The sequence below is a fragment of the Pseudomonas sp. S150 genome (assembly GCF_004526365.1).
Classification (GTDB): Bacteria; Pseudomonadota; Gammaproteobacteria; order Pseudomonadales; family Pseudomonadaceae; genus Aquipseudomonas; species Aquipseudomonas putida_A.
This window is the reverse complement of record NZ_CP038207.1, coordinates 2,666,855-2,679,304: the sequence shown is the minus strand read 5'-3', so window position 1 is coordinate 2,679,304 and position 12,450 is coordinate 2,666,855. Positions and strand designations below refer to the sequence as shown.

Here is a 12,450-nt window from a genome sequence, read left to right as displayed (position 1 = left end):
TTCTCAGCATCCGGATCAGTAGGCAGGAAGCACAAAGGCACGTCGTCCCTATAAAACGAATGCAGACCGGAAAAATTAGCGAATGAGAACAACTGTCAGGCGGGAGGTAGGGCGGCTTTTTTCATAAACACAAATCAAATGTGGGAGCGGGCTTGCTCGCGAAAGCGGTGTGTCAGTCAACGATGCAATAACTGAAATACCGCTTTCGCGAGCAAGCCCGCTCCCACATTGAGTGATGCGCTGCTCAGGCGATTGCGGCCATGATATGCCGGCGATGATGCCCTTCCAGCTGATCCTTGATCACCTTGAGCACTTTGGCTTCATGCTCATGAATGAAAAAGTGCCCGCCGGCGAGCATGTCCACCGAAAAGCTGCCGCGGGTTTCCTTGCTCCAGCCGATCAGTTGTTCGGTGGTCGCGCGATCCGCCTTGCCGCCCAGCACGTGCACCGGGCAGTTGAGCAACGGCCGCGACAACGGCTCGAATTTGCCGCAGAGCAGAAAGTCGGCGCGCAGGATCGGCAGGGTCAGGCTCATCAGTTCGGCATTGGCCAGCACTTCTTCGCTGGTGCCGTTGAGCGTGCGCAATTGATCGATCAGCTCGGCGTCGGTTTTCGGCTCGGCAAAACCGCGATCGTAATCGGCGCGCATCGTCGGCGCCGCCGTGCCCGAGGCAAACAGCGCCACCGGTTCTGGACAGCCCAATGCGCGCAGCGCGTGAGCGATTTCGCAGGCCAGCAGCGCGCCCAGGCTATGGCCGAACAACGCATACGGCGCTTTGAGATTCGGCCGCAATTCCTTGGCCAGTTGCATCGCCAGCGCCCGCATATCCGTGTGCAGCGGCTCGTCGAAACGTGCACCGCGCCCCGGCAGTTCCACCGGTTGCAGTTGCAGCCATTGCGGCAGTTTTGGCCGCCATCGGCTGTAGACCATGGCGCTGGCGCCGGAGTACGGCAGGCACAGCAGGGTCAGCTTGTTCACCCGGCTTTCCTCGAAAAATTTTGTCTGTAGAGATAAACGGATTACGCCCCCGGCAAATTAGTCGCGCGCCGGTAAATTGCGCCAACAGGCGCTCGTTAACTGTTCAGGCCAAAACCAATAACGAGGATTCACCGTGGACCTGCAGAGCATCCTGGGCAAGTTGTTCGCCAACGCCGGTGCCGTCGGCATCGAAGGCGTTTTCCAATTCGTGTTTGGCCCGCAGCAGGCCTACTGGTCGGAGGTCAAGGCCAGCAGCCGCACCGCGCCCGGACGCCATCCCAGCCCCGACGTGACCATTGAAGTCGCCGAGAGCGATTTTCTCGGGATCATGGGCGGCCGAGTCAATGTCGAAGAACTGTTCGCCAGCGGACGCCTGAAAATCGGCGGCAACATGGGCCTGGCGACGCTGCTGCCGCAGATCATCGAGCATGCGATGCACGGTGGCGCAGTGGCGCAAAAGGTCGACATGAACAAGCGCTACCCGACCCCGCCACGCTTCAGCGAACAACTCACCGCCGGGCTGCCGGTGCAGACCCGCATCGAGCGCCATGCGCGCGATGAATTGTCGGTCAGCGAATTCAAAAGCAGATACTTGCCCAACGGCATCCCGGTGGTGATCAGCAATGCCTTGCAGGACTGGCCGCTGTTCAAGCTCAGTCGCGAGGAATCACTGGTGCATTTCGCCGAACTGCAGGGCATCACCCGCCACGGCGATTACGTGAAGAAAACCTTTTCCACCGAACGTGATTTCCGCTCGACGTCGATGGCCGAGTTCATTGCCTCGCTGGACCAACCGGCAGTCAAACGGGCTGACGGCGAACCACCGGCCTACATGGGCAACAACATCCTGCCGGCGCAATTGCTGCAGCAGATCAAGTACCCGCCCTACTTCGATGCTTCGCTGTTCATCCCGCCACGCATCTGGATCGGCCCCAAAGGCACGCTGACGCCGCTGCACCGCGACGACACCGACAACCTGTTCGCGCAGGTCTGGGGCCAGAAGCAGTTCACCCTCGCCGCCCCGCATCACCGCGAAGCACTGGGCACCTGGTCGACAGCGCCAAAGGGTGGCCTGGACGGCTGCGACTTCAACCCCGACGCACCGGACTATGAGCGCTTTCCCGCAGCACGCGATGTGACGTTCCTGCGCGTGACGCTGGAGGCCGGGGATCTGCTGTTTCTGCCGGAGGGCTGGTTCCATCAGGTGGAGTCGGTGTCGACGTCACTGTCGGTGAATTTCTGGGTGAATTCGGGGCGGGGTTGGTAACCCATCCGCTGTCTGTGTGGATAACTCTGTGGCGAGGGGATTTATCCCCGATCGACTGCGCAGCAGTCGCAAACTCACCCGGCACGCTTCTTCTGAAGGAAAGAGCTGGCTGGATTTGGGGCTGCTTCGCGGCCCATCGGGGATAAATCCCCTCACCACAACAGCCCGCGATGGCCGGGTTATTTCAGGTGCCTATAACTCTGAAACGCCGACGCCAACACCACCGCCCCCGCCATAATCGCCAGCCAGAATCCGCTGCGGGCGCCAAACGCATCCACCAACGCGCCCGAGCCGGCGGCGCCGATCGCCACGCCGATACTCAGCCCCGTCACCAGCCAGGTCAGGCCTTCAGTCAGTTTCGCCGGCGGCACGATGCGTTCGATCAACGCCATCGCCACAATCAGCGTCGGCGAGAAGAACAATCCCGCGACAAACACCGCCAGCGACAAACCGAAAATATTGCTCGCCAGCAACAGCGGCAGCGTGGTCACCGCCGTCGCCACCCCACCGTAGAGAAACAGCCGCGGCAACGGCAGTTTCGAACGCATCGCGCCAAACGCGATACCGGCCAGACACGAACCGATGGCGTACACCGACAACACGATGCTCGCCGACGCCGGTTGGCCCTGCTGCTGGGCGAACGCGACGCTGACCACATCGACCACACCGACGATGACGCCCATGGCAAGCATCAACGCCAGCAGCCATTGCACGTCGGTCGAGCGAATGATCGAACCCTGATGCTGTGATTCCTGCGGATGCACCGCCGGCTCGGTGCTGCGCTGGGCGACAAACGCCGTCACCCCGATCGCCAGCGCCAACAGCGCGGCCAACGGCCCGGCCTCGGGAAACGCCACCACGCACAAACCCACTGACAGTGGCGGGCCAACGATGAAACAGACCTCATCGAGTACCGATTCCAGCGCATAGGCGGTCTGCAATTGCGGCTGGCCGCGATAGATCTCGGTCCAGCGCGCGCGCACCATCGCCGACATGCTCGGCATGCAGCCGGCCAGCGCGGCGAAGATGAACAGGGTCCAGGTCGGCGCCTGCAAACGCGTGCACAGCAGCAACATCAACAGCGCCCCACCACCGATCAACGCCGATAGCGGCAGCACTTTACCCTGGCCGAAACGATCCACCAGCCGCGACACCTGCGGCGCACAAAAAGCCGTGGCCAGGGCAAAAGTCGCCGCCACCGCACCGGCCAGCGCGTACCCGCCCTTGAGCTGCGAGAGCATGGTGATCACGCCGATGCCGGTCATGGAAATCGGCATGCGCGCGATCATCCCGGCCAGTACAAAAGCCCGGGCGCCGGGGGCGGTGAATAATTCGCGGTAGGGGTTTGCCATGGGTACAGCCTCATCAGGGGCCGCCAAGTTGCCATAAAGGTTGATGAGCGTGGAAGCGGGGAATTGTTGGTGGAATGTGAAGGCGCGAAACTCGACACCTTGCGATTCCAGGCACTCTCCCAGGATCGCTCCCCAAGACCAATGGCATTGCCGCCGACGTCTGGAATCACATAACCAATCGTCGAAAATCGCGCACACCTGTCAGGTTTTACAGGTGCCTTTTCATGCGATTGCAGTTCTCATGAGGCTTTGACTCAATGGCGTACCGCTCCTGAATGAACGGGCAACTGCTCTTGAGCACTATCCCATAGCGCACGCGCCAAGGAGCCTTGCCATGGAAGAACAGCTTATTCTGGTATCGCCCAAGGATCGCCAGACCGGTGTAGCCTCAAAGATGAAAGTGCATCACCAGGGACTGCGCCATCGCGCATTTTCGATTCTGCTCTTTGACTCACAAGGTCGGATGCTGATGCAACAACGCGCGTTGGGCAAATATCATTCCGGCGGATTATGGACCAACACGTGCTGCGGGCATCCTCGCCCCGGCGAACGCACGGCCGCCGCTGCCCTGCGTCGACTGCAGGAGGAAATGGGCACGACGTGCAAACTGCAAAAAGTCGCCTCGATGCTCTATTACGAGCAAATGTCCAATGAACTGATCGAGCATGAATTTGACCACGTGTTTGCCGGCCTCAGCCAGCTCGATCCGGTAGCCAATCCCGAGGAAGTCGAAAGTTGGGAGTGGCTGTCGCTGGAGGAGATCACCGAACGGATCGAACAGGCACCCGAGCAGTTCACGATCTGGTTTCGCCGGATGTTCGAGCAGTTCGGGATAGGGGGTGTAAGGCAATGGTTCGAGGCCGCCCACGATGCGTCAGCGGCACGATCAATGCCTGATGCTTTTGGGAAAAAGGCAAGATCACCCTGGGCCGTCCCGCCGTTGTATTGTCCGGCGCCGTTTCGGGTTGATACGGCGCTGGCCGAGGCCGTCGAAGATCGGCTTATGCCATGGATCAAGGAAGTCGGCATATTTGCGGGACAACTCGAAAAGGTCCGCGCCATGGGGTTCGGTCGCTTCGCCATGCTTTGCCATACCGACACTCACGATCCCGATCGCCTGCTGCTTTCGGCACAGTGCATCGCCGCCCTGTTTGCCGTGGATGATTACTACTGTGATGACGAGCGAACCGGCTCCGAACCGCGCCTGGTAGGGCCCCGACTTTCGCTGGCGCTGGCCGCACTGGAGCCGGCGCACCTGCCCTCTCGCTTTCGTTGCGGTCTTGATCATGCACTGAACAGTGACCCGGTACTGGTTGCGCTTCGCGCCTATATGGACCGCGTTCAGGCATTCGCATCTTCCGTACAAGTGGCCAGGGTACGCCACGAAATCATCGCCATGTTTGTCACCATGACTGCCGAAGCGGCCTGGCGCCTGGAAGGATTGACCCCACCCATCTGGGAATACCTCGCTCAACGCCAGACCAACAGCTTTTTACCCTGCATGTCATTGATCGACGTGATCGGTGGATACGAACTGCCAGCACACATCTACAGCGCCCCTGCCGTGCGGCGCGTGACCACGCTGGCCGCCAGCGCCACAATCGTCGCCAACGATCTGTATTCCGCACACAAGGAAAATCAGGCCGCAATCGGCGATTTCAATCTGCCGCAGTTACTGGCTCGCGAACACAATTGCACGCCCCGACAAGCGATGATCAAGTGCGCGCACGTTCATGACGAAATCGTGCACCTGTATGAAGCGGCGGAACAAGCCGTGCTGCCGGATGCATCGCCGCTGCTGCAGCGTTTTCTGACCGGCATAAAAAGCTGGGTCTCCGGCAGTCTTGAATGGCACCGGCACAGTGGCCGCTATCACGTCTGAACGTGTCGATCTTTTCATGCATGCGGATGAACTCTCGCAGCTCGCCATGGGTCAGCTGACTGAGCCCTTAACCCAGGCATTTCGAGCATGCAGATTTCCCTCGCCCGCCAAGTAGCACTGGTCACCGGCGCCAGCTCCGGCATCGGCCACGCTGCCGCAAAAGCGCTGGCCGCTGCCGGCGCAGCCGTCGTGATCAATTACAACCGTCAGGCCGAACCTGCCGAGGCACTGGCGCAGCAAATCATCGCCGACGGCGGTCAGGCACTGGCCATCGGCGCCGATGTGTCCAAGGAAGACGAGGTCGAACGGTTGTTCGCCGAGACCCTCGAGGCCTTTGGCGCGCTGGACATTCTGGTGGCCAATTCCGGCATGCAAAAGGATGCGCCGGCGGTGGACATGACCCTCGAAGACTGGAACACGGTGATCGGCGTCAACCTCACCGGCCAGTTCCTCTGCGCTCGCGCCGCGCTGCGGATTTTCAATCGCCAGGGCGTGCGTGAAGGCGTGTCCCGCGCGGCCGGCAAGATCATTCACATGAGCTCGGTGCATCAGCGCATTCCGTGGGCCGGGCATGTCAACTATGCGGCGTCCAAGGGCGGCGTCGATCAGTTGATGCAGACCCTCGCCCAGGAAGTCAGCCAGCAGCGCATCCGTATCAACGGCATCGCGCCGGGGGCGATTCGCACGGCAATCAATCAGGAAGCCACCGAAGGCGCGGCCGGTGAGAAGCTGCTGGAGCTGATCCCTTACGGTCGCATCGGCGATGTCGAGGACATCGCTAACGCGGTGGTGTTTCTCGCTTCCGACGCCGCTGACTACATCGTCGGCACCACCCTGTTCATCGACGGCGGCATGAGTCTTTATCCGGAGTTTCGTGGCAATGGCTGAGCATCATCCTGAACGACAAAGCCCGATCGACGCCCACGGCATCATCGGTGATCTGCGCAGTGCGGCACTGGTCAACGACAAGGGCAGCGTGGATTTTTTCTGCTGGCCGGAATTCGACAGCCCGTCGATCTTCTGTTCGCTGCTCGACACGCCCGAGGCAGGGATTTTCCAGCTCGCCCCGGACTTGCCCGATGCCCGACGCGAACAGATCTACCTGCCGGACACCAACGTTCTGCAAACGCGCTGGCTCAGCGAACAGGCCGTGGTGGAAATCACCGACCTGCTGCCGATCGGCGACAGTGTCGATGACCTGCCGTTGCTGATGCGCCGGGTGCGGGTGGTCAGCGGTGAAGCGACGTTTCACATGCGTTGCGCGGTGCGCCATGACTACGCGCGTGCCGACACCCGGGCGCAGATGGATCAACAATCGGTGATTTTCAGTGCGGAGGGCCAGCCATCGCTGCGGCTGGTGGCGGATCAAGCGTTGCACATCGATGGCGAATCGGCCGTTGCCGCGTTCAGTTTGAAACAGGATCAGCACGCCGAATTCGTCCTCGGTGGCGCCGACGATCCGCGCTTCAAGGATGACGGCGCGAAAATGTGCCTGGAGCGCACGCTGAAGTTCTGGCGCGACTGGGTCGGGCAGTCCAACTACCGCGGGCGCTGGCGTGAGATGGTCAATCGCTCGGCACTGGCGCTGAAGTTGCTGACCTCGCGCAAGCACGGCGCGATCCTCGCCGCCGCCACCTTCGGCCTGCCGGAAACCCCCGGCGGCGAGCGCAACTGGGACTATCGCTACACCTGGATCCGCGACGCTTCGTTCACCGTCTACGCGTTCATGCGCCTGGGTTTTGTCGATGAGGCCAACGCTTACATGGGCTGGCTGCGTGGGCGGGTCAGCGATTGTCAGGGAAATTCGACCAAACTCAACATCCTCTATGCGATCGACGGTCGCCAGGAGCTGCCGGAAACCGAACTCTCCCACCTTTCCGGTCATGGTGGCGCGCAACCGGTGCGCATCGGCAATGGCGCGTACGATCAGATTCAGCTCGATATCTTTGGCGAACTGATGGACGCGGTGTACCTGGTCAACAAGTACGGCGACGCGATTTCCCATCAAGGCTGGAAACACGTGCGCGAAGTGGTCGATCAGGTGTGTGAGACCTGGCAGACAACCGATGTCGGCATTTGGGAAATGCGCGGTGAGCAGCATCACTTCCTGCACTCGCGACTGATGTGCTGGGTGGCCTTGGACCGGGCGATTCGCCTGGCCTCGAAACGCTCGCTGCCGGCGCCGTTCGTCCAGTGGGATCAGACCCGGCAGGCGATCTATGCCGACATCTGGGACAACTTCTGGGATGAGGAGCGCGGGCATTTCGTCCAGTACAAGGGCGGCACCGCGCTCGACGGTTCGATGCTGCTGATGCCGCTGGTGCGCTTCGTCAGCGCCAAGGATCCACGCTGGCTGTCGACCCTTGAAGCGATCGAAAAGACTCTGGTACGCGACGGCATGGTTTATCGCTATCGCAACGATGACGCCAACATCGACGGTTTGACCGGCACCGAAGGCGCCTTTGCCGCCTGCTCATTCTGGTACGTCGAATGCTTGGCCCGCGCCGGTCAGGTGGAAAAGGCGCATCTGGAGTTCGAACAACTGCTGCGCTACGCGAACCCACTGGGCCTGTATGCCGAAGAGTTCGACAGCAAGGGCCGCCATCTGGGCAACACCCCGCAAGCGCTGACGCATCTGGCGCTGATCAGTGCGGCGAGTTTTCTGGATCGGCGTTTGAGTGGGGAAAAGAGTGTTTGGCAGCCGTAATTTCGCCAGTGTTTGTAGGAAATATGCCGCATAAGCGCGCTGCGCCGGGCTAACCCCTACACAGAAATAAACAGAATCAGATCCCCTGTGGTGAGGGGATTTATCCCCGACGGGCGGCGCAGCAGTCCTGATTTTTCCGGTGCATTTCGTCAACAGCACCGCGTTGCTTGGCTTTGCGCCTGCTGCGCAGCCGATCAGGGATAAATCCCCTCACCACAGTTTGGGTAGTTTGTTCCTGCTTCTTCTAAACAACACCCTGGCAAATCCCTCCCCCGCAACCTGCACTTACACCCTGAAATACCCTGTTGCCAGCTGTTACATCCCCCCCTACCATCCACCGCAACGGGCACAGCGGAGCTGTCCAATAAAACCCGAATTCAAGGAACCAGAATGACCCAGCACGTCCACCGCCCCATCGCCACGCCCCTGCGCAGCGGCCTGACCCGCACCCAACTGTGGGAAGCCGCCGACAAAGGCCTGATCAAGTGCTGGGAAATCGGCCGCCAGCGCGCCACCCGCTTCCCCGACCTTGCCCACCAATGCCTCGCCGGCGAACTGCCGGTGCTCGGCTGGAAAGGTGGCGTGAGCCGCAGCCTGAAGAAAAACGAGAAATACGGCTCGCTGAAATACTTGGCGCAGTGGCAGGGGTTGCGTGGCGAGGATCTGGATATTGATCTGGGTGAAGAGCGTTCGCTGACCTGCTCGCGGACGAAGATGCGGGTAACGTTTACCCCGGATCGGACGAAGTATTTCAATCAGGTGGCGGAAGCCGAGGCTTAAGGAGAAGCAACGATGGTCGATTTGCATCAGGAATTTAAGAGCAGCGTGTTCTTTCACCAGGCAAGAATCGAGCGGCGCTCGGTCGATGCTCTCATCGGCATCGCCGCCGGGCTTGCCGCAGACGGCACGATCAACCAGCAAGAAGCCGAGTTTCTCAGAACCTGGATTGAAACCCATTTGGTGCACCTGGATGATCCGGTTGTGAACATCCTTTACAGACGTCTTGCCGACATGCTCAGTGATGGAGTTCTAGACGCCGACGAGTCTGCGGAGCTGTTGGAAATGCTGCATCAGTTCACCGGGCTGCCAGTCGCACCAACACAAACACCAACGTTTACCACTCCGGCCAGCCTTCCTCTCGACCACCCTGCCCCGCAGTTATGCCTGATTGATCGGGTCTTCCTGTTTACAGGCGTCATGGCCTATGGGCCACGTAAATAATGTGAGTCGCAGATCCTCGAACGCGGCGGCCTTATTGGTGGTTCCGTCAGCAAAAGGATTCACTATTTGGTAGTGGGCAGCATTGGCAATGATCAGTGGCTTCACAGCTCTTACGGCACCAAGATCAAGAAAGCCGTTGAGCTGAGAGACAGCGGCGTGCCGATTGCGATCATCAGCGAAGATCATTGGCAGAAGGTTCTGTTCGGGTAATTGCCCCTAAGGGCATCGCTGACTCTGCTTCGCCAACACTGACCGAAAACCGCTCCCGGTACGCCTGCGGCGTCACCCCGATCGCCCGCAGGAAACTGCGGCGCAACGTCTCCTCACTGCCAAACCCGCAGTTGGCCGCAATCCGTTTCACCGGCAACCCGGTATCACTGAGCAAACGGCGGGCGGTTTCGACGCGGATCAGTTCGATGGCGCGGGCCGGGGTCTGGCCGGTGTCGGCGCGGTAGTGGCGGACGAAACTGCGTTCGCTCATGCCGGCCTGTTCGGCCAGGGTCGGGACGCCGAGGTCGCAGGTGAGGTTTTCGGCGATCCAGGCGTGCAGTTCATCAAAGCGATTGCCCTGATTCTGCAGGGCCAAGGTCACGCTGAATTGCGATTGCCCGCCGGGGCGTTTGAGGAACACCACCAGATGCCGGGCGACGTCGAGAGCAATATCACTGCCCAGATCTTCCTCGACCATTGCCATTGCCAGATCGATGCCGGCGGTAACGCCTGCCGAAGTCCAGACCGGGCCGTCGTTGATGAAGATCGGATTGGCTTCGACCTGCAGCTTCGGATGCTGCTGCGCCAGTTGTTCGCAACGGGTCCAGTGGGTGACCACGCGACGTCCGTCGAGCCAGCCGCTCGCCGCCAGTAGAAATGCCCCCGTACACACCGAGGCGACGCGTCGACATTTCGCTGCGTGCTCGCGTACCCAATCCACCAGCGACTCATCTTCGGATGCCGGATAGATCCCCCAACCACCAGCGATAATCAGCGTGTCGCTGGCGTCTTGCGGCAACGGTTCGGCGAGCACCGCCAGCCCCGCCGAGGACATCACGGCCCCGCCCTCGCGAGCAATCACCGACGGCGCATACGGTACCGGCAAGCCGCGCTGACGGGCGATGTCATTGGCCGAGGCGAACACTTGCAGCGGGCCGGTGACGTCGAGGATCTGCATGTTGGCGAACGCGAGTACGTGAATGGCTTTGGGCATTTGGCGTAATTCGTGGGGTTATTGGCGTATACGCCAGAACCTACGCGCCTACAGTGAAGCCGTCCACCCCTCAAATGGAGAAAAACCCCATGACGTTGCAGATCGGTTTTCTGTTGTTTCCGCAGGTGCAGCAACTCGACCTGACCGGTCCCTATGACGTACTGGCCTCGCTGCCGAACGTGCAGGTGCATCTGATCTGGAAAGATCTGGTGCCGATCACCGCCAGCACCGGCCTGCTGTTGAAACCGACCACCACCTTCGACGACTGCCCGGATCTGGATGTGATCTGCATTCCCGGCGGCGCCGGGGTCGGGCCGCTGATGGAAGATGAGCAGACGCTGGGGTTCATCAAACGCCAGGCAGCGCAGGCCAGGTATGTGACGTCGGTGTGCACCGGTTCGCTGGTGCTGGGCGCGGCGGGACTGCTGAAAGGCAAACGTGCGACCACCCACTGGGCCTATCACGAACTGCTGCCGAAACTCGGCGCGATTGCGGTGCAGGACCGGGTGGTACGCGACGGCAATCTGTTTACCGGTGGCGGCATTACCGCAGGCATCGACTTTGCACTGGTGCTGGCCGCCGAACTGGTGGGAGTTGAGGCGGCGCAGTTGATTCAGCTGCAACTGGAATATGCGCCGGCACCGCCGTTTGAATCGGGCAGCCCGCAGACGGCGCCGAGTGCTGTCGTCGATGAGGCTCGGCACCGTGCAGCGCCTTCGTTGAAACTGCGCACGGAAATCACCGAGCGCGCGGCGGCGAAGCTCGATCTGCGCTGATTCCTCAGCCACACACAGATCTACTGTGGGAGCGGGCTTGCTCGCGAATGCGGTGTATCCGTCGAGATTTTTATCGCCTGACACACCGCATTCGCGAGCAAGCCCGCTCCCACAATGGGTTTTGTGGATAGCCTAAGGTTGGGAGCCTGTCCCCGCATCCCGCCACAGCTTTACTTGTCCCCACGCCCTCACCCGTGTAGAAAGCCCTTCCACAAAATTCTGCACAAGGACTTTCGATGAAGGCGTTGCCATGGCTCTATCTGGCACTTCTCAGCCTCGGTTATGGATTGGCGTTGAGCTTTGGCCAACTCGGCTGGCTCGCGCTGATCTCCGTGGGACTATTGCTGTTGACCGGTTTCGCCGTGCGCCAACAGCAGGTGCCGGTGGCGCGCCTGTTGGGGCATGCCGTGTTCATCTTCCTCGCCCTGTCGCTGGCGCTGCACTGGTTGCCGGGATTCGCCAACGGCCGGGCCATCGCCCCGCTGCGTTTCACCGACGACGCCGTGCCGTTTGCGATGTACCTGAATCTGGACAAACCCTTGATCGGCTTCTGGCTGTTGCTCGCCTGCCCGTGGATTGTCGCGGCACGCTCGCTGCGTCCGACGGAGTACGCCAGCGTCCTCGCCCTGACCTTGAGCGCCGTCCTGGCGCTGGGCGGCGCACTGTTGTTCGGCATGATTGCCTGGGCGCCGAAGTGGCCTGATCAGGCATGGCTGTGGCTGCTGAACAATCTGCTGTTGGTGACGCTGGTCGAGGAAGCGCTGTTTCGCGGCTATATACAGGGCGGTTTGAGCCGACTGTTCAAACACCTGCCCCACGGCGACAACCTCGCTCTGCTGCTGGCGTCGCTGATCTTTGCCCTGGCGCATCTGGGCGCGGGTTGGCACTGGGTGTTGCTGGCGGGTCTGGCGGGTGTCGGCTATGGTCTGGCCTACCGTTTCGGTGGCCTTGCGGCGGCGATCGCCACGCATTTCGGGCTGAACCTGCTGCATTTTGCGCTGTTCACCTATCCGATGCTGGCCGGTTGAAGCAAGAGCGGTTTTGCGACGCCGTACTTATATC

At 60.9% G+C, this 12,450-nt stretch carries 10 protein-coding genes and 1 pseudogene; 8 read left to right on the top strand and 3 right to left on the bottom strand.

What is annotated here, in order from left to right:
• Window positions 1-244 precede the first annotated feature (244 nt).
• A complete protein-coding gene (locus E3Z29_RS12405; RefSeq protein ID WP_237403067.1) occupies window positions 245-931 on the bottom strand; it encodes a thioesterase II family protein in 687 nt (228 codons plus the stop codon).
• 181 nt (window positions 932-1,112) lie between these two features.
• Between E3Z29_RS12405 and E3Z29_RS12400 the strand changes: the two genes are divergently transcribed.
• Window positions 1,113-2,246: a cupin-like domain-containing protein gene (locus tag E3Z29_RS12400; protein ID WP_108182192.1), complete on the top strand. Its 1,134-nt coding sequence runs from the start codon at window positions 1,113-1,115 to the stop codon at window positions 2,244-2,246.
• A gap of 179 nt (window positions 2,247-2,425) precedes the next feature.
• Here the strand turns inward: E3Z29_RS12400 and E3Z29_RS12395 are convergent, their stop codons facing one another.
• On the bottom strand, window positions 2,426-3,598 hold the full coding sequence (locus E3Z29_RS12395; RefSeq protein WP_134785887.1) for an MFS transporter: 1,173 nt from the start codon (window positions 3,596-3,598) through the stop codon (window positions 2,426-2,428).
• A 334-nt stretch (window positions 3,599-3,932) separates the two neighbouring features.
• On the opposite strand from E3Z29_RS12395, the gene E3Z29_RS12390 reads away from it, so the two are divergent.
• The 5 genes and pseudogenes from E3Z29_RS12390 (at window position 3,933) to E3Z29_RS12370 (ending at window position 9,618) form a co-directional block, all read left to right on the top strand.
• Entirely contained in the window at window positions 3,933-5,480 is a 1,548-nt protein-coding gene (locus tag E3Z29_RS12390) for a family 2 encapsulin nanocompartment cargo protein terpene cyclase (RefSeq protein WP_098967998.1), read from the top strand.
• 87 nt (window positions 5,481-5,567) lie between these two features.
• On the top strand, window positions 5,568-6,368 hold the full coding sequence (locus tag E3Z29_RS12385) for a glucose 1-dehydrogenase (protein ID WP_134785886.1): 801 nt from the start codon (window positions 5,568-5,570) through the stop codon (window positions 6,366-6,368).
• A complete protein-coding gene (locus tag E3Z29_RS12380) occupies window positions 6,361-8,187 on the top strand; it encodes a glycoside hydrolase family 15 protein (protein ID WP_134785885.1) in 1,827 nt (608 codons plus the stop codon). Before E3Z29_RS12385 ends, E3Z29_RS12380 begins: the two co-directional genes overlap by 8 nt.
• A 390-nt stretch (window positions 8,188-8,577) precedes the next feature.
• Window positions 8,578-8,967, top strand: coding sequence for a hypothetical protein (locus E3Z29_RS12375; protein ID WP_134785884.1), 390 nt, complete (start codon window positions 8,578-8,580; stop codon window positions 8,965-8,967).
• A gap of 12 nt (window positions 8,968-8,979) precedes the next feature.
• Window positions 8,980-9,618 (top strand): annotated as a pseudogene (locus tag E3Z29_RS12370) (BRCT domain-containing protein).
• On the opposite strand, the gene E3Z29_RS12365 reads toward E3Z29_RS12370, so the two are convergent.
• Complete coding sequence (locus E3Z29_RS12365; RefSeq protein WP_134785883.1) at window positions 9,581-10,612, bottom strand: GlxA family transcriptional regulator; 1,032 nt, start codon at window positions 10,610-10,612, stop codon at window positions 9,581-9,583. The pseudogene E3Z29_RS12370 and the gene E3Z29_RS12365 sit on opposite strands and share 38 nt — an antisense overlap.
• An 89-nt stretch (window positions 10,613-10,701) precedes the next feature.
• Between E3Z29_RS12365 and inhA the strand changes: the two genes are divergently transcribed.
• Window positions 10,702-11,388, top strand: a complete 687-nt coding sequence (inhA, locus tag E3Z29_RS12360) for an isonitrile hydratase (protein WP_134785882.1) — start codon at window positions 10,702-10,704, stop codon at window positions 11,386-11,388.
• Between the two features lie 236 nt (window positions 11,389-11,624).
• Window positions 11,625-12,416 (top strand): CPBP family intramembrane glutamic endopeptidase, encoded by a 792-nt coding sequence (locus tag E3Z29_RS12355; protein ID WP_134785881.1) that lies wholly within the window; start codon window positions 11,625-11,627, stop codon window positions 12,414-12,416.
• Window positions 12,417-12,450 lie beyond the last annotated feature (34 nt).